The organism is Desulfonema magnum, from assembly GCF_017377395.1.
GTDB lineage: Bacteria > Desulfobacterota > Desulfobacteria > Desulfobacterales > 4be13 > Desulfonema_C > Desulfonema_C magnum.
Map to the genome: position 1 here is coordinate 5860851 of NZ_CP061800.1, position 17049 is coordinate 5877899.

The 17049-nt window shown below is 45.3% G+C and carries 13 protein-coding genes and 1 riboswitch; of the genes, 9 read left to right on the plus strand and 4 right to left on the minus strand.

Translation table 11 applies throughout. From position 1 onward, the window contains the following. The first annotated feature begins 6 nt into the window (after positions 1 to 6). Positions 7 to 103: riboswitch (TPP riboswitch) on the plus strand. A gap of 290 nt (positions 104 to 393) precedes the next feature. Next, positions 394 to 1656 carry a phosphomethylpyrimidine synthase ThiC gene (gene thiC / locus dnm_RS22465; protein ID WP_207679130.1) on the plus strand — a complete coding sequence of 421 codons (1263 nt, stop codon included), beginning with the start codon at positions 394 to 396 and terminating at the stop codon, positions 1654 to 1656. A 48-nt stretch (positions 1657 to 1704) separates the two neighbouring features. Here thiC and dnm_RS22470 read toward each other — a convergent pair whose 3' ends face one another. Further along, on the minus strand, positions 1705 to 2196 hold the full coding sequence (locus tag dnm_RS22470; protein ID WP_207679131.1) for a hypothetical protein: 492 nt from the start codon (positions 2194 to 2196) through the stop codon (positions 1705 to 1707). 221 nt (positions 2197 to 2417) lie between these two features. Between dnm_RS22470 and dnm_RS22475 the strand changes: the two genes are divergently transcribed. From dnm_RS22475 to dnm_RS22505, 7 genes are all read left to right on the plus strand, one after another. Continuing rightward, the gene (locus dnm_RS22475) at positions 2418 to 2789 is read left to right on the plus strand and encodes a hypothetical protein (RefSeq protein WP_207679132.1); all 372 of its coding nucleotides are present in this window, start codon (positions 2418 to 2420) and stop codon (positions 2787 to 2789) included. A gap of 16 nt (positions 2790 to 2805) precedes the next feature. After that, positions 2806 to 3579 (plus strand): sulfide-dependent adenosine diphosphate thiazole synthase, encoded by a 774-nt coding sequence (locus dnm_RS22480; RefSeq protein ID WP_207679133.1) that lies wholly within the window; start codon positions 2806 to 2808, stop codon positions 3577 to 3579. Positions 3580 to 3756: 177 nt separating this feature from the next. After that, the gene (gene pdxS, locus dnm_RS22485) at positions 3757 to 4638 is read left to right on the plus strand and encodes a pyridoxal 5'-phosphate synthase lyase subunit PdxS (RefSeq protein ID WP_207679134.1); all 882 of its coding nucleotides are present in this window, start codon (positions 3757 to 3759) and stop codon (positions 4636 to 4638) included. Between the two features lie 4 nt (positions 4639 to 4642). Beyond that, positions 4643 to 5209: a pyridoxal 5'-phosphate synthase glutaminase subunit PdxT gene (gene pdxT / locus dnm_RS22490; protein WP_207679135.1), complete on the plus strand. Its 567-nt coding sequence runs from the start codon at positions 4643 to 4645 to the stop codon at positions 5207 to 5209. Positions 5210 to 5357: 148 nt separating this feature from the next. Then, positions 5358 to 6779: a sodium:solute symporter family transporter gene (locus tag dnm_RS22495; protein WP_207679136.1), complete on the plus strand. Its 1422-nt coding sequence runs from the start codon at positions 5358 to 5360 to the stop codon at positions 6777 to 6779. Positions 6780 to 6942: 163 nt separating this feature from the next. After that, positions 6943 to 7983: a toprim domain-containing protein gene (locus dnm_RS22500; RefSeq protein WP_207679137.1), complete on the plus strand. Its 1041-nt coding sequence runs from the start codon at positions 6943 to 6945 to the stop codon at positions 7981 to 7983. 94 nt (positions 7984 to 8077) lie between these two features. Further along, a complete protein-coding gene (locus dnm_RS22505) occupies positions 8078 to 9877 on the plus strand; it encodes an asparagine synthase (protein WP_207679138.1) in 1800 nt (599 codons plus the stop codon). A gap of 57 nt (positions 9878 to 9934) precedes the next feature. On the opposite strand, the gene dnm_RS22510 is transcribed toward dnm_RS22505, so the two are convergent. The 3 genes from dnm_RS22510 to dnm_RS22520 all read right to left on the minus strand — a co-directional run bounded on the left by dnm_RS22510 (position 9935) and on the right by dnm_RS22520 (position 14580). Next, positions 9935 to 11896 carry a SpoIIE family protein phosphatase gene (locus tag dnm_RS22510; RefSeq protein WP_207679139.1) on the minus strand — a complete coding sequence of 654 codons (1962 nt, stop codon included), beginning with the start codon at positions 11894 to 11896 and terminating at the stop codon, positions 9935 to 9937. 372 nt (positions 11897 to 12268) lie between these two features. Continuing rightward, positions 12269 to 14017 (minus strand): substrate-binding domain-containing protein, encoded by a 1749-nt coding sequence (locus dnm_RS22515; protein WP_207679140.1) that lies wholly within the window; start codon positions 14015 to 14017, stop codon positions 12269 to 12271. A 221-nt stretch (positions 14018 to 14238) separates the two neighbouring features. After that, positions 14239 to 14580 carry an Mth938-like domain-containing protein gene (locus dnm_RS22520; protein WP_207679141.1) on the minus strand — a complete coding sequence of 114 codons (342 nt, stop codon included), beginning with the start codon at positions 14578 to 14580 and terminating at the stop codon, positions 14239 to 14241. A gap of 753 nt (positions 14581 to 15333) precedes the next feature. Here dnm_RS22520 and dnm_RS22525 point away from each other — a divergent pair. Next, the gene (locus dnm_RS22525) at positions 15334 to 17049 is read left to right on the plus strand and encodes a bifunctional sulfate adenylyltransferase/adenylylsulfate kinase (RefSeq protein WP_207679142.1); all 1716 of its coding nucleotides are present in this window, start codon (positions 15334 to 15336) and stop codon (positions 17047 to 17049) included.

Consider the following 17049-nt stretch of genomic DNA (forward strand, 5'->3'; position numbering starts at 1 on the left):
AATAAAATTGAGTGTTAGGGGTGTCCGTAGAAACCAAGGACTGAGATCATACCCTTTACTTGAACTGGATAATGCCAGCGTAAGGAAACACCGAGCCGGATACATCGAAACAGGTAAAGCATTCCTTAAGCTTTGCCTGTTTTTTTTAGGGGTCTCATTTCCACGCCTGTTCTCATTTCTTGCAACACCTAACACCTAACACCTGGGGTGATGAAAATGTCACAAACCGGGCTGACAATTGCGATCCCATTTTTATTCCGCAAATTTTTTATGACTTAAAAATCAGGCAGTTAAAAAATGAGGGGAACAAAAACGGGATCAGCTTTTTCAGAGCCTTGGAAACATTTTCATCACCCCACCTAACACCTAACACCCTGACGGAAGAGGACCAAAATGAGTACCATAATTGACGAATTGAAAAAGAATATTATCCCTGATTGTATTCATAACATTGTGAAACATGAGGGCATGAGCCAGGAGGAGATTATCAGTGGTGTCCTTGACGGGCACATTGTCATCCCCCGTAACAATCAGCACAAAGGCTTTGATCCCATTGCTATCGGAAAGGGAACCCGGATCAAAGTAAACGCCAATATCGGGACTTCGCCAAACCGCTGTGATTTTGACGATGAAACTGACAAAGTCAGGGCCGCGGTTGACAGCGGTGCGGACGCGGTAATGGATTTGTCCATCAGTGGAGATATCAGCGGCTTCAGAAAAAAAATTACTGAGGAAATTAACATCACCCTCGGCACTGTCCCCATTTATGAAGCCATGATCGGATTAGACAGCGCGGATCAGCTCACCATCGGGCATTTTTTAAAAATCATGGAAAAACAGGCGCAGGAGAATGTTGACTTTATGACGATCCATTCAGGATTGTTAAAAAAACATATTCCCCTGACAGAAAAACGAGTCGTCGGTGTTGTCAGCCGGGGCGGCTCGATTCTTGTCCAATGGATGCGCCATCATGGGAAGGAGAACTTTTTATATGAACATTTTGATGAGATATTAGATATCGCCAGGGAATATGATATCACAATGTCTTTAGGGGACGGTTTGCGCCCGGGGTGTACGGCCGACGCGAATGACGAAGCCCAGTTCGGAGAACTGGAAGTCTTAGGTGAGCTGGTTCAGCAATGCAAAGCCGCGAATGTGCAGGTCATGGTTGAAGGTCCCGGGCATGTGCCCCTGCATCTGATTGAGGAAAATGTCAGAAAGCAGAAAGCCATATGTGACGGCGCACCTTTCTATGTACTGGGCCCGCTGGTAACAGACTATGCAGCCGGATATGATCACATTGCCGGGGCCATCGGCGGCGCGCTGGCTGCTTTTTACGGGGCTGATTTTCTTTGCTATGTAACCCCGGCTGAACATCTGCGTTTGCCCACGATTGATGATGTGCGGGAGGGCGTTATCGCGTCAAGAATAGCATGTGCGGCCGTTGATCTCAGCCGAAAAAAACCATATGAAATCCAGAGAAATCTCAACATATCCGTAGCAAGAAAAAATTTTGACTGGGAAGCCCAGAAAAAGGTGGCCATTGATCAGACCAAGTTTTCCAACTACCTCGAACAATGCGAAATGAAAGAAGATGAAGAAAAACCATGCTCCATGTGCGGAGAATGGTGTGCGATAAAGCGGACAAAGATATGACGATGAACAACGGAGAGGCCGCAATTACTTTGAAACCGGACGATTAAATTATCCGGAGTGCAAAAACAGAGCGAAGCGGTTTTTTGCATAAATCCGGAGTGCAAAAACAGAGCGAAGCGGTTTTTTGCATAAATCCGGAGTGCAAAAACAGAGCGAAGCGGTTTTTTGCATAAATCCGGAGTGCAAAAACAGAGCGAAGCGGTTTTTTGCATAAATCCGGAGTGCAAAAACAGAGCGAAGCGGTTTTTTGCATAAATCCGGAGTGCAAAAACAGAGCGAAGCGGTTTTTTGCATAAATCCGGAGTGCAAAAACAGAGCGAAGCGGTTTTTTGCATAAATCCGGAGTGCAAAAACAGAGCGAAGCGGTTTTTTGCATAAATCCGGAGTGCAAAAACAGAGCGAAGCGGTTTTTTGCATAAATCCGGAGTGCAAAAACAGAGCGAAGCGGTTTTTTGCATAAATCCGGAGTGCAAAAACAGAGCGAAGCGGTTTTTTGCATAAATCCGGAGTGCAAAAATTAAGCAAAGCGGTTTTTTGCATAAATCCGGAGTGCAAAAATTAAGCAAAGCGGTTTTTTGCATAAATCCGGAGTGCAAAAATTAAGCAAAGCGGTTTTTTGCATAAATCCGGAGTGCAAAAATAGAGCGAAGCGGTTTTTTGCATAAATCCGGAGTGCAAAAATTAAGCAAAGCGGTTTTTTGCACTCCGGAAAGAAAATTCGATTTTCTGAAAGTTACAGTTTGCCACTCCGGAGCAGCAGAATGCAAAAAATCGCTTTGCTTTATTTTTGCACTCCGGAAAGAAAATTCGATTTTCTGAAAGTTACAGTTTGCCACTCCGGAGCAGCAGAATGCAAAAAACCGCTTCGTTTAATTTTTGCACTCCGGAAAAGAGAATTCGATCCGCTGAAAGTGACAGTCTGCCACTCCGGAGCAGCAGAATGCAAAAAATCGCTTCGCTTTATTTTTGCACTCCGGAAAAGAGAATTCGATCCGCTGAAAGTGACAGTCTGCCACTCCGGAGCAGCAGAATGCAAAAAATCGCTTCGCTTTATTTTTGCACTCCGGAAAAGAAATTTCGATCTGCTGAAACTTACAGTTCGCCTCTCCGGAGTGAGAGACATTTTTTTTTAAAAAAGGAGAATCAATCATGGAGTTAAATGAAGTCATTATCACAAAAGCGATTATTGATCGTTTTTATGCCAAACTTAAAGATAATCTTGAAACAGATGTCGCCATTGTCGGCGGAGGACCATCCGGACTGGTTGCAGGCTATTATCTCGCGAAAGCTGGAAAAAAAGTGGCGCTGTTTGAGCGAAAACTGAGCATCGGCGGAGGCATGTGGGGCGGAGGCATGATGTTTAATGAGATCGTTGTTCAGGAGGCTGCCGTACATATTTTTGATGAATTCGGAGTGCGTTATCAAAAATATGAGGATAACTACTATACTTCAGACTCAGTCGAGACCACCGCGTCACTCACGGCCAAGGCGGTTCAGGCAGGTCTCACCATTTTTAACTGTATGACTGCCGAGGATGTTATGATGCGCCCAGACAGGGTCATCGGACTGGTATTGAATTGGTCCCCGGTTGAAATGGCGGGTCTTCATATTGATCCGCTGGCAATGCGGTCAAATTTTGTGATTGACGCGACAGGCCATGATACAAACGTGGTCCGAGTTGTGCATAAAAAAGTTCCGGGAAAGCTGGACACCCCTGATGGCAAGGTTGAAGGAGAAAAATCAATGTGGTCAGATAAGGCGGAAACACTGACCCTTGACAATACCAAAGAAGTTTTTCCGGGGTTGTATGTGGCTGGAATGGCAGCGAATGCGACATTCGGCGGCCCCCGCATGGGACCGATTTTCGGCGGAATGCTCCTGTCAGGCGAAAAAGTGGCAAAAGATCTGTTGACACGTTTATAACAGAGGCGTATATCATTTCTTATCAGGTTAGTATTCGCTAACACAATTACAGAGCGAGTCATAAAGGCGTGCGAAAATTTTATTTTCGCAAAAACCCGTCAGTGTCAGGGGTTGCGAAAATAAAATTTTCGCACGCCTCGTGATGTTGCCTCAGAGCGAGAAGGAGATATAATATTGATGGAAGAAGAAAGATTTGAAACCAATGTGGGACTTGCAGAAATGTTAAAGGGCGGTGTCATCATGGATGTGACCACCGCGGAACAGGCCAAAATCGCTGAAGACGCAGGGGCCGTGGCTGTCATGGCACTGGAGCGCCTGCCTTCGGATATTCGCAAAGCCGGCGGTGTGGCACGGATGTCTGATCCCACGGTTATCCAGGAGATTCAGGAAGTGGTTTCCATTCCTGTGATGGCGAAATGCCGAATCGGGCATTTTGTGGAAGGCCAGATATTGCAGGCCCTGGGAGTTGATTTTATTGATGAAAGCGAAGTGCTGACCCCCGCGGATGAAGCCAATCATATAGATAAAAATGCATTTAAAGTTCCCTTTGTCTGCGGGTGCCGGAATCTGGGAGAAGCGCTCCGCCGGATTGGCGAAGGGGCTGCGATGATTCGCACCAAAGGTGAGGCCGGAACAGGGAATATTGTGGAGGCTGTTCGTCATATGCGGCAGGTCATGGGAGATATTCGCAGACTCACGGTCCTGGGGGATGATGAGTTAATGGCGGTTTCCAAAGACTGGGGCGCGCCCTATGAATGGGTCAGGAAAACCGCAAAGCTCGGAAGAATGCCGGTGCCGAACTTTGCGGCCGGCGGCATTGCCACCCCCGCAGATGCGGCTCTGATGATGCAACTGGGCGCGGAATCCGTGTTTGTGGGTTCGGGAATTTTTAAATCTGATGATCCCAAATCCCGCGCACAGGCCATTGTTCAGTCCGTAACGCATTATAATGACCCGGAAATCCTCATGCGGGTATCCTCGGGACTGGGCAACGCCATGGAGGGGATTGAAATGAGCGAACTGCGTGAGGAAGACCGCTTGCAAACACGGGGCTGGTAAAATCATGCGGCACACAATTGGGATACTGGCATTACAGGGTGACTTTGAAAAACATGCCGAGCAGTTAACTTCCCTTAATATTGAGACCATTCAGGTAAGAAAACCTGAGACGTTGGAGAAATGCCGCGGGCTTATCATTCCGGGCGGCGAATCAACCACATTGACAAAATTGTTTGACATATACGGTTTTTATGAGCCGATTCGTGAGTTTTCCCGTAACCATCCGGTTATGGGAACATGTGCGGGAATGATTATGCTTGCTGCTGAAGCAGATGATTATCGGATCAGCCCCCTCTCGCTGATAGATATTTCAGTGAGACGCAATGCCTATGGCAGACAGATCAACTCGTTTGTGACGAATGTGGATACGCCGTTTTTAGGAGAATCCGAAACATTCCGTGCCATCTTCATCCGAGCGCCGCAAATTGAGCGTGTGGGACCGGATGTGGAAATTCTCATTGAATACAAGGGAAATCCTGTCATGGTGCGGAATAAAAATATTTTTGCCCTCGCGTTTCATCCTGAACTGACCCATGATCCGCGTATTCATCAGTATTTTTCAGAAGCCTGACGATCAAATCGTCAAACTGAAAGCCAAAGCAGGCTGAAGCTAACTTACAGTGCGCTTCAGCGTACTTTGGCTTTCAGACATTGATCTCCGGGCTGAAATTGCCTGTTATCAGGCTGTGTTGACATCTAAAACAGGAGGAAAAAATGATATGATATCTCAAATAGCGGCGTTCACTATTGTCATCAGTTTTGGCGCAGCAATGTTTACAAGCAGCGTGGTGAGCCGGCGTTCCAGAGGACTCGATCTCTTTCTTGTGGCAGACCGTTCCGTGGGCACATGGGTCGGTGCCATGAGTGTCGCATCCACCTGGATATGGGCACCGGCACTCTTTCTGGCATCTCAAAAAGCTTATCAGCAGGGGCTGCCTGGTCTGATGTGGTTTACTGTTCCAAATGTAGGGTGTCTGGTGGTGTTTGCATTTCTCGCCCCCCGTATCCGCGCACACTTTCCCAAAGGATATACCCTTCCCCAGTGCATTGGGTCACGATTCGACACCAAAACCCACCTCATTTATTTGTTTTGTTTTCTTTCTCTTCAGATATGTTCGCTCGCGGTCCAACTGATTGCCGGGGCTGCCCTTTTAAATACAATGTGCGGGATATCCTATGCCGTTGGTGCTGTTATGCTGGCGGTGATGTTCACATCTTACTCACTTATTGACGGGTTGCGCTCATCAATCCGCACAGATTTGTTTCAGATGGTTATTATCTTTCTCGGCATGGCCGCACTTATTCCGCTGGCAGTGATTAAAGGAGGAGGAACAGCTGCTATCACAGCAGGTTTTGACGGTTTTAACGGCAAATATGGCAGTATCTTTGATCCGCATGTGGCATATTCCTTCGGTATTACTGTCACCATCGGTCTGATGAGCGGTCCTGTCGGAGATCAGCAACACTGGCAGCGGGCATTTGCCTTTCAGCAGGGCAAAGCGTTCAAAGGCTATTTTTTGGGTGCGGCGATATTTGCAATTGTTCCGCTGGGCATGAGTATTCTGGGATTTATCGGAGCAGGGAATCCTGATGCAGCACCGGCAGTTTACGCGGGCAAAGTCTCCGCACAGCAGATCGGACCCGAGGTCATCCGCACACTACTGCCATCTTGGGGAATGATTATATTTATGGTCATGATCCTGGGCGGACTTGCCTCGACTGGCGATTCCGCACTCTGTGCGGGCGGCTCGCTTGTGGCGATTGATATCTATCGCAGGTACATCCGTTCCGATGCCTCGGATGAAAACGTGCTTCGGATTTCCCGCTTTGCGCTTCTTGCTATTTCACTGCTGGCGCTTGGCATATCGCTCATTCCCGGAATAACGATTCTGAGCTTGTTTTTATTTTACGGAACTCTCAGGTCTTCCACGCTCATGCCCACAATCCTCATGCTGTTTCGAAAAAATGTTCCATCATGGGGCATGTTTTGGGGGGTCGCGTCAGCTATTGCATTTGGTCTGCCCGTTTATCTTATTGGTGAACTGATAGGAAATATTGATCTGAAAGTAGGCGCAAACATAGGGATTGTTTTGATTTCCCTCGCGCTGCCCCTTATCGCTGCTGTAAAAAATGAAACTTGAAACTTGGAACATCCGGTGGATCAGAAATACCTCCAAAATGTTCCGATACAAAGACACATAGCACCTTCCTGAGACTTCGTGCCTTTGTGCCTTCGTGGTATTTTAAACAAAGCTGATCCTTCAGATTTTAACTTTTAAGTTTCGATTTAGTGAGGAGAAAAAGATGAAGTGTCCCCAATGCAACAGCAACCAAAAATATGCGGAGGGCATGATCTGTAAGATATGCGGATATCGGTTTGCGCTGAATCCGAAGGAGTCCCCCTATATTACGGACATGGCTTTTAAAAATGCCGTTGACCGGGTATCAGGAAACGGTCAATACTACTTCACCTATAACCAGCTTTTTGCCCAGATTTACCGATTATTGAAGAAAAAACAGCGACAGGGAACAACTGGTTGCCTGATAGGGTTTTTCATTATTATGACCGCTGTTTTTTTCACGAATGCAGGTTCTTTTTTCGCTAAGGGACTTTTCTTTACGATCTTTATTTTTTTGATTTGGGGAATCATTTGGTTTCAAACGCGTTCAATTTCCTATTCCAAAGTGGCTGGGATTATTTCCAAGTATCGTAAGGTGCGCTCCATAGACCGTTTGATAGACGGGAGAAATTTGTTTGAATACAATCTGAACTCCAAAGAACTTGGTGACGAAATACTGCAATACGCTCCGGAGCGGATTCTGATAGTCGAGCGAAATGACATTGCTAACATGCTGATTCTGAATCGCTTTCACATTGAGCAAAAAACACTGGTGGTCAGCGATCAAAAATATCCCGAACGTGCGTTTACCGCATGTCAGCGTTTTCTTTTACAGCATTCAGATATTCCGGTAGTCTTAATGCACGACGCTTCCGAAGAGGGACTTCATATGAAGGACAGGCTGCTCACAGACAAGGCATGGAATCTTGAGGGAAAGAATATTCAAGATTTGGGATTGTTTCCCAAGGACACAGATCGTCTCAAACATTCTATGTGGCTGCCAACTATGCCGAAACGCGGAAAAGAAAAAATTCTGAGCAATAAAAAAATGTCTTATAAAAATATTCAGAAAGGGTACAAAATGCCCCTTGATATTGCGCCTCCAAGAACTGTGATGGGTGTCACGGGGCTTGCAATGGCGACCGGGCTGGCATTGCTGAGTGATGAGCTTCTTGCGGAACAGCAGAGTCATTCAGGTATCGGAGCAGGCAGAGGTTTTGGCTGATACCGGATAAATCAGGAAGTGGTTTTGAGTCCCGGAGGGATGGCTGAAAACAGCCCTGCAATTCATTGCCGGGCTTAATCACAGGAGATAAAAAATGGGTTGTTTGTTCGGATATTGCGGTCGCCCGTCAAAAGGGCTTTTGAACCGAATGGCGAAAATTCTGAAGCACAGATGTAAACAAGGATGGGAACAGGAACGCCTGACGCAATCGAATGACCATGTTTTTGAAATCGGGCATGGCATACCCATGTGGTCTTCTGATTCGCAGGTTGGAAAAATTTCTGAGCGGAACACGGCGTTTGGTTATTCCGGTGTATTTTTCAATGCAAAACAAGTCGTTCACTCGGAAACAAAATCCGCTTCTGAAATTCTTGACGCGATGAAAAATGAACCGGAAAATCAGCTTCAATCTCTTGAAGGTGTCTTTACGGCCGCATTTGCCTGCGAAGACAAATCCTTTCTTATTCGGGACCCGGCAGGCGTAAAAGTTTTGTACTGGACATTGAATCGGGAACGGCTGGTATTTGCAAGCGAAATCAAAGCCCTTTTCGCGGATACTTCCGTGCCTCGGAAAATGCGTATGGCCGCGTTACCCGAATATCTGACATTCAGTTTCATACCTGGTGAGCGCACCATGTTTGAAGACATTTATGAACTGCAGCCGGGAACGACTTTGAAATACCAGCAGGGAAAAGTCTCCCTGCAAAGGCATTTTGTCTTTGAAAACGCGGAATGGGATGGAAAACATCCCCGCGCCGAACACGACTATGCCGAACAGGTCAGATCCGACTTGGAGATATCTGTACGCGAATGCTGTGCTGTCAATAACAATGGCATGCCGCCATCTGTGTTTTTATCCGGGGGCATTGATTCCAGTGCGGTGCTTGCTGTTGCGGCAAACCAGTTTCCCGGAGTTCCCATAAAAACCTTCTCGGTTCATTTCGGTCCGAGATATGCCAATGAAAACGAATATGTGTCAATGATGGCGGAGCGATATCATACAGACCATACTTGGATTGAAATCCGCCCCTCAAATTTCATAAAGCGAATGCGCCAGATTATCTGGAAGCTTGACGATCCCATTGGTGATCCCATTACCGTTCCCAATTTTCTGCTTTCCGAAGCTGCGTCCCGTGTGTCCCCGCTGGTGCTGAACGGGGAAGGCGGCGATCCCTGCTTCGGAGGGCCGAAAAACATCCCTATGATTTTATCCAATATCTACGGACAGTTGCCAGGTGAATCCGCAGATTCATGGCTGGAACAAGATTATCTTTTTTCATACAGAAAATGTTTTGACGATCTGGAGAATATGCTGAATCCCGATGTGCTCAAAGCATCCGGCGGCAGAGAAGCACTGGCGGCGATCATCACACCGTTTCTGAAATCCGCCGTTCCCAGACAATTTCTGAACAAGCTGATGACCATCAATATCCGTCTCAAGGGGGCAAATCTCATACTCGTGAAAGTGGATAAGATGTCCTCGGCAAACGGACTGCTCGCCCTGCCTCCGCTTTTTTCAAAGCGAATCATCGAGACCAGCATGGCCTGTCCCCCAAATTTGAAACTGGTTGGAAATGTGGAAAAAGGCATTCTCAAAAACGCTGTTGAAGATATTGTTCCGTATCCTATTATTCAGCGTCCCAAATCAGGCATGATGGTTCCTGTGCGATTCTGGTTCAGAGGAGAGATGCGGCGTTATGCTAAAAAAGTTCTGTCCAAGAAAAATCTCAGTCGGGCAGGGTTCTTTAACATTCCTTACGTGCGTAGCCTGCTCAACTATGACAAAAGCGAAATTCAGAGTTATCGCTGCGGCCTGAAACTCTGGATGCTGATAACATTTATGTTCTGGTATGAACAGATGGCTGAGAGGCGCAGTTTGTATATGTCAGATTAACAGAGTCCAGTTGTTTTCATATCTCTGCTCGTCCTCCTTAATTCTGTTAAAAAATAATTAGAAACTGAACCCCACCATTGTCACATCATCCTGTCTTTCCGTTCCGCGTCTATGCATCTCGAAACTTTCAAGAAGCTTCACTCTCTGCTTTTCAAGAGGAAGCGCGTTGTTTTCTCTGAGAAGATTTTTGAGGCGTTTGCTTCCAAAACGTCTGAGTCTGGAACCGTTATGGCTGTCTTTTCCCAACTGATCCTCAAACCCGTCAGTTCTCAGATAAAAACGCATTCCTTTTTTAATTCTGACTGTGTGATTGGTGAAGCTGAAGTTAATATCCGACTTTCTGGATTGCTTATATCCGATGCTTTGTCTGTCACCTTTGATAACTGTAATCTTATCATGACAAATATAAGTGAGGGGCAGCTTTGCTCCGGCAAACGTCAGTGAACATCTGCCAGTTGTCAGTTTTTCTTTTGCTGTCAGGTGTTCAGTATTCACAGCCAACTGAACAAAGCAAATCGCCACATCCATGCCGTCATCGGAAGCGGCATTTTCAGTGTCCTGCTGAAGCGTTGTTTTGACGATGAAGTTCAGGCGTTTCAAAATTCGGGCAGGATCCCGGCATCCTTCATCTTTTATAATTCTTCTCAGACCTGAAGAAGCAAGCATGGTCATAAACGCGCCGGGAACACCGTGTCCGGTACAGTCAATCACCGCTATGATAAAACCGTCTTCAAAGCAATCTGTAAAGAAAATATCACCGCCTACGATATCTTTGGGCATCCAGACAAAAAAACTGTCAGAAAGAAACGTTTTAATATTTTCGGGGTTTGGCAGCAGAGATCGCTGTATTATCTGAGCATATTGGATGCTGGCCATAATTTTCTCATTGGCTTTTTCAACTTGTTTCAGACTTTCATTCAGTTGTGTATTCTTCTCTTTAAGTTCCTCAGTCCGTTTTTCTACCAGTTCTTCAAGATGGTAATGATGCTCCTTTATTGTATCGAGCATCTCATTCATGGCAAATCCCAGTTCAGCGATTTCGTCTTCGGATTTGGCGAAAAAGCGTGCCTGGTCATTACCGGATTTAATCTGTGTCACGACTTCCGAGAGCTGTCTGATGGGATTGACAATTTTTTGGGCGATAATATTGAGAATGAACACAAGTAAAATAAAAGCGGTCCCCGCGGAAATTAAAAACCATTGTTGTAAGGTATTTCGTAAGCGTTCGCCTGTCAGGATTGCTTCTGTGGAGAGTTTTTCCGAGGTCTGAGATATGTCTGAAAGCAGATTTGTCAGTTCAATGCTGATTTGATCAAAATGTTTATTAATCTTTCTGATCTCTTTTTCCAATTCAAAATCACGGCTAATGAAACCGTCCAGCTTTGTGACATAAGACTGCATACGGCTGTCATCTGCGAGCTGAGATTTGGAAAGCTTTCCTTTGAATAATTTAAAAACAATCCTGAATGCCTGATATTGCGAATCTCTCCGACTTTTCAGATACGCGTACAAAAAGCGATCCAGGTTGCGAACGGTTCTGAGCAACGCTGTATCACCCTTCAGCAGTATGGTAGAAGCCAGTACCTGATAATTCGAATGGATCTGAGTCTGATTTAATTTCCGGTCCGTTTCAAACTGTCTGAGACGATTGAATGCCTCTCTGTAACTAATCATTAAATGGAATATTTTAAGCGTTTTGTCTGATAACTGATCTGTAAAAAGTTTCGGGTCAAGGTCTGACAAGCTTTTTTTGATGTTTTCAAGGGTAATTCCGAACTGTTTTTCCGCGTCCGGATGGCTTTGTGTGTGAACAACTTTTTCCCAAAACCTGAGCTTCCAGAATTGCTTTTCCAACTCTTTTATTTCATTATTTATTGTTACTGATATCTGCCCAGTTTCCGAACTTGTTTTCAACTGACTCAGAAACACCGCAAGTTCGGCATATACAATGCAAAACAGCAGAATCAGAAATCCTACGATAATATAAAATTTTTGTCTTGTACTCTTAAAGACGAACATATTTTATATCCTCTTTGAATTTATCTGGTAAGTACCCGGGCAAAAGTTTTTCGGTATGTTATCGGCGCTGTCCCCTGATAATTCCGAATATGATTTAGAGAAACATATGGCCAGGTACTTACAATGACTGGTAAATTTGTCTTTGCTATGGCGTTTGATAATTTATTAAAGTCAGCAAATGAAAAATCCGCGCCAAAATCCATCCTCATGGGGGAATTCCCATCTGCTGAAAGTGATTAATCCGAAAACAGGGGGGACCTACGAGTTGCGGTAATGCTTTGTTAATTTTGTTTTCTTTTGCCGGACGGGATTTTTGCCGGACGGTGTTTCAAACTTCGTCCGGCAATGTTCTGCGTGGGAACGGAATTCTGTTTATCTTTGCCTGACCAGCTCCAAATCTACAAGTGTGACCTTAGGCAAATCTTCACCTCTGAATATCCGGGCAGCATTTTGAACTGCCAGTTCTCCCATTTTTTCCGGCTTCTGAGCAACAGTGGCGGTAAGTCTTTTTTGCTTTACAGCTTCCAATGCCGGCGGTATGGCATCAAAACCGACGGTTACAGGAGGAAGCGGGACAGCCGATGATTCAAAGGCTTCTATGGCACCTAAAATCATTTCGTCATTATGTGCAAATATCGCATCAAAAGAATCTCCTTTTTTCAAAAGCCGTGTGACAGCTTCCCTGGCTTTCTCCCGGTCAAAATAGGCAATTTCCCTCGCAGCAATTTTTATACCGGGAGATTTGGCGATGGTTTCGTTAAATCCCATCCCCCGCTCATGGGCCGCGGATGTTCCGGGGATCCCCTCAAGTTCCAAGATGTTACCTTTGCCGTTCAGCTGGTTTGCAATAAATTCTCCGGCCATCCGTCCTCCGGCAACATTATCCGAGGCAATATGAGAGATAACAAGGTCTTCTCTTAAAGATTTCCGATCTACGGTAATAACCTTTATTCCCGCTGCCTCTGCGATTTCTATTGCCGGTGAAACAGCTTCAACATTGGTGGGGTTGATGATAATGATATCAGCTTTTTTCTCTATAAATTTCTGTATGTCAATCAGTTGTTTGGCATCATCATTACCCGCGTCAGCAAGTAAAAGCCGGACACCGAAAAGGTCCGCAGCTTTCTGAACACCTTGCTCTAAAGAAGCAAAAAAAGGATTTTTGTGATGAGATATGGAAAGCGCAACTTTTTTATCAAAACTCTCAAAGGTGATCAGGTCCAGGGGAGTGGGCGTGTAATCCGGAAGTTTTTCTCCGGCCAGCGCACGCACCGCAAGTTCTACTCCGAATTGTCCCATGAGTTCAGGATGCTGTTCTATGGTGGCATGCATACGGCTGTTCCGCATTCCATGGCGTGCCTCTTCGATGTTATCATAAGCGCCGACCCAGACCGAACCTGTCAGACCAAACATATCCAGAGACTGAATCACCCCCAGGGCCATATTATCATTTGCACAACATACGGCATCCACTTTTGGGTATTTTTGCAACAGGTTCGTCATAAGCGAAAATGCCTCATCCTTATGCCAGTTCGCAGTCTCACTGGCCAGAATCTCTATCTGACTGCCGGATGTTAATGTTTCTGTAAAGCCTTTTTTTCTCAGTTCGGCATTTTCAACTCCCCGTATCCCTTCAATGACAATGACGCGGCCCTTATTGCCTAATTTCTGCCTGATATAATTTCCGACCATGGAAGCGCCTGCCCGATTATCCGACCCGACAAAAGGAATGGTTATTTTATGAGCCTTCAGGGTTTCCTTATGAAACGGGTTATCAATGTTGACAAGCACAATCCCTTTATCCATGGCTTTTTTGCATACAGGAACCAACTTTTTTGAATCTGCCGGAGCAATGACGATGGCACCGTATCCCGATGAAATCAGGTTGTCAACGATACTGATCTGCCGCTCAACTTCAGTTTCCCGTTCCACGCCGAAAACCTGAAAGGGAATATTATTTTTTTCAGCATATGCCTTGCCGCCTGCTTCCATTTTCAAAAAAAAAGGATTGGAAAGAGATTTCATCACCAGCGCCACCTTTCCTTTATTTCCACCCAGCACGACATTTGTTTGCATAAACAGCATAAAACAAACAGAAATACAGATCATTCTGACAAACATGGTTAGCCTCCGTTACTTGTTGTTTTTATATTAAAAATAAACGCTTATGAAAAGGCCGGGTTTTTCGCCCCCAGTCATAACAATATTTTCAGATAAAAAACCCGGGTTTTCAAAATGTATTTCCACGGTAAAAAAATATCGCATTTGAGACATGTTAATTGAAATCTGACGGATGATCATCTGATTTAAGTTTCAGAAATTTCGGGAAATCTTTAAACAGCTTAACATGTCAGATGAAAACACGCGCCGACGCGCTTTGCGGATATCAGTTTGTTATAGCTTTTCATTGCGTTCTGATTTGGTTCCGCAATCAGGGTTATGCCTTTTTGAGCAAGCAGTTTTCTGAGTTCACGGTCTGGTTTCATTCGTCCGTTCACACCTGTTCCCGCGATAATGACTTCCGGTTCGGATTTTATGAGATCGCCAATATCATCACCTGAAAGTCTGTGTCCGCTTTTGCGCCGCCAGCCATCCTCTGTATGCCTGTCAGGATAGATAATCAGGTCCGATGTATGTTTCTTTCCGTCAATAACAATGCTTCCAAATTCACAGGTTTCAATCATTTCAGCACTCCTTTCACAAGTTATGATCACACCTTTTTATAACTTTTGAAATATATTGAAAAGTAGCTAAATTCTACCTCAGAATACTTTTTTTGCCCCATTGATTTATGAAGGTGTCAGGTGTTAAGTGTTAAGTGTTAGGAAAAACTGCTAAACTTTCATTTTCCATTGCCACGGCCGAGTCAGGCTTGTTTTGTGAAATGAACAGGTAAGTACACCATAAGTTTTCAATATTTGCCAGGGAAAGAAACCCGGGGTTTTCCCGGAATGATCCGCCTCCGGTGAAGGAAAAACCCGGGTTTCTCCGCTGTTCACGGAAAAAAGATGTATAAAAAACTTTTGATCGGGTACTTATCAATTCACGAAAAACATATAAAATGTTTTCATCGGCCCTTGGTTAAGCCTGCTGAAAACATTTAAACCATATTTGTCAGGAGAAATCAACAAAGAATTAACTAGTTGAAAACATACATTACACTTGCATATTATCGCGCGGTGATATATGCTTATATTCATGAGTGATCAGCTATCACTCGATGAGCAGATTTTTTGACCCGATTCGAACAAAAAATTTGTTGTTCCTGCGAAAGCAGGAATGATGAAAAAAATTTGAACATCGAGTATCAGATACCAGATATTAGCTGTGTTGTTTCAGTACCTCATAACAACCGGCAGGTGAGAGCATAACGGTCATGAAAGCGCAATATCTGCCGACAACTGACTGCTGAAAACTTATAAACAGGAGAGAATAAAATGACCAAATCCGAACAAGCTGAACCTCAGGAAAGTATGCTTGTAAATCTGCTTGTTGATGAAGCACGTGGCGCATTGCTCAGGGATATTGCCATGAACTTACCGAATATCACATTGAATGACCGGCAGCTATGCGACCTCGAACTTCTTGCCACGGGTGTTTTTTCACCGCTTACAGGCTTTATGACCCGGACAGACTATGAATCTGTTCTTGACCGGATGAGACTGCAAAATAACATTCTGTGGCCCATTCCCATCTGCCTTGACATATCTGATATACAAGTCCGGGCCCTTGAAGCGGGTCAGTCTGTCGCACTCAGGGATTCCGAAGGGTTTCTTCTTGCTGTGATGCATATCGAAGATATCTGGCAGATTGATCGTGAGAAAGAAGCTTCCCAGGTGTATGGGACACTTGACCCGACCCATCCGGGGGTAAAATATCTTTTTAACACGTCGGGTGATTACTACATCGGCGGCGCTCTGGAAGTGATAAGCCCGCCGCTGCATTTTGATTTTCAACAGATACGCATGTCTCCTGAAGAGATCAGGAATACCTATAAAAAACTCGGGTGGCATCGCGTGGTGGGATTTCAGACCAAAGCACCGATTCACCGCCCCCAGTTTGAAATGACCGTCAGGGCCATGCGGCAGGCCAAAGCAAACTTATTGATTCTTCCGGTTGTCGGCATCACCCATCCCAAGGATTTTGACCAATATACCAGAGTCAGATGCTACCGTGAAACTGTTCACAGATATCCGCCAGACTCGTTTATATTAAATTTGCTGCCCCTTGCCGACCGCATGGCCGGACCCAGAAACGCACTTTTACATGCCATGATTGCGAAAAACTACGGATGCACCCATTTTATTGTGGGACATGACCATGCCACCCCGGGCACAGATACCAATGGGAAATTTTTTTATAAAAGCGGTGAGGCCCAGACTCTGGCAAAAGCATACACCAGGGAAATCGGTGTGGAGATTCTTTCTTTTAAGGAAATGGTTTATCTTCCTTTTGAAGATGAATACCGTTTTTCAGATCAGGTTCCGGAAGGGACCCAGACCATTTCTTTTTCCGGGTTCGATATTCGGGAGCGGATCAGATCAGGACGCCGTATCCCTCAGTGGGCGAGCTTTCCGGAGGTGGTGAGAGAACTGAAAAGATCATATCCGCCGCCTCGCAAACAGGGACTTACGGTTTTTTTCACAGGGCTTTCAGGGGCAGGGAAGTCCACACTGGCAAAAGTGCTTTATTCCCGCTTTCTGGAATTGGGGGACCGTCCGGTAACACTGCTTGACGGTGATATCGTCCGCCAGAATTTGTCCAGCGAACTGAAATTTTCAAAGGAACACCGGGATATCAATGTGCGGCGCATTGGTTTTGTTGCCAGCGAAATTACCAAAAACCGGGGGATTGCCATATGCGCCCCTATTGCGCCTTATGAAAATACAAGAACGGAGATTCGGACAATTATTGAGGCTTACGGAGGATTTGTCGAAGTGCATGTCTCCACTCCCATTGAGGAATGCGAAAAAAGAGATCGTAAGGGGATGTATGCAAAGGCCAGGGCAGGGCTTATCAGAGGGTTTACCGGCGTGGATGATCCCTATGAAATCCCTAAGTCGCCTGAAATACGCATTGACACAACCCAGCTGACCCCTGATGAATCTGTTAAGGAAATCCTCCTGTTTTTAGGAGAAAAGAGGTATATTTGA

What these genes read in the sequence shown, in the direction of transcription:
- thiC (WP_207679130.1), top strand. Translation starts at nt 394, where the DNA reads ATGAGTACCATAATTGACGAATTGAAAAAGAATATTATCCCTGATTGT.
- dnm_RS22470 (WP_207679131.1), bottom strand. Translation starts at nt 2,196, where the DNA reads ATGCAAAAAACCGCTTTGCTTAATTTTTGCACTCCGGATTTATGCAAA.
- dnm_RS22475 (WP_207679132.1), top strand. Translation starts at nt 2,418, where the DNA reads ATGCAAAAAATCGCTTTGCTTTATTTTTGCACTCCGGAAAGAAAATTC.
- dnm_RS22480 (WP_207679133.1), top strand. Translation starts at nt 2,806, where the DNA reads ATGGAGTTAAATGAAGTCATTATCACAAAAGCGATTATTGATCGTTTT.
- pdxS (WP_207679134.1), top strand. Translation starts at nt 3,757, where the DNA reads ATGGAAGAAGAAAGATTTGAAACCAATGTGGGACTTGCAGAAATGTTA.
- pdxT (WP_207679135.1), top strand. Translation starts at nt 4,643, where the DNA reads ATGCGGCACACAATTGGGATACTGGCATTACAGGGTGACTTTGAAAAA.
- dnm_RS22495 (WP_207679136.1), top strand. Translation starts at nt 5,358, where the DNA reads ATGATATCTCAAATAGCGGCGTTCACTATTGTCATCAGTTTTGGCGCA.
- dnm_RS22500 (WP_207679137.1), top strand. Translation starts at nt 6,943, where the DNA reads ATGAAGTGTCCCCAATGCAACAGCAACCAAAAATATGCGGAGGGCATG.
- dnm_RS22505 (WP_207679138.1), top strand. Translation starts at nt 8,078, where the DNA reads ATGGGTTGTTTGTTCGGATATTGCGGTCGCCCGTCAAAAGGGCTTTTG.
- dnm_RS22510 (WP_207679139.1), bottom strand. Translation starts at nt 11,896, where the DNA reads ATGTTCGTCTTTAAGAGTACAAGACAAAAATTTTATATTATCGTAGGA.
- dnm_RS22515 (WP_207679140.1), bottom strand. Translation starts at nt 14,017, where the DNA reads ATGTTTGTCAGAATGATCTGTATTTCTGTTTGTTTTATGCTGTTTATG.
- dnm_RS22520 (WP_207679141.1), bottom strand. Translation starts at nt 14,580, where the DNA reads ATGATTGAAACCTGTGAATTTGGAAGCATTGTTATTGACGGAAAGAAA.
- dnm_RS22525 (WP_207679142.1), top strand. Translation starts at nt 15,334, where the DNA reads ATGACCAAATCCGAACAAGCTGAACCTCAGGAAAGTATGCTTGTAAAT.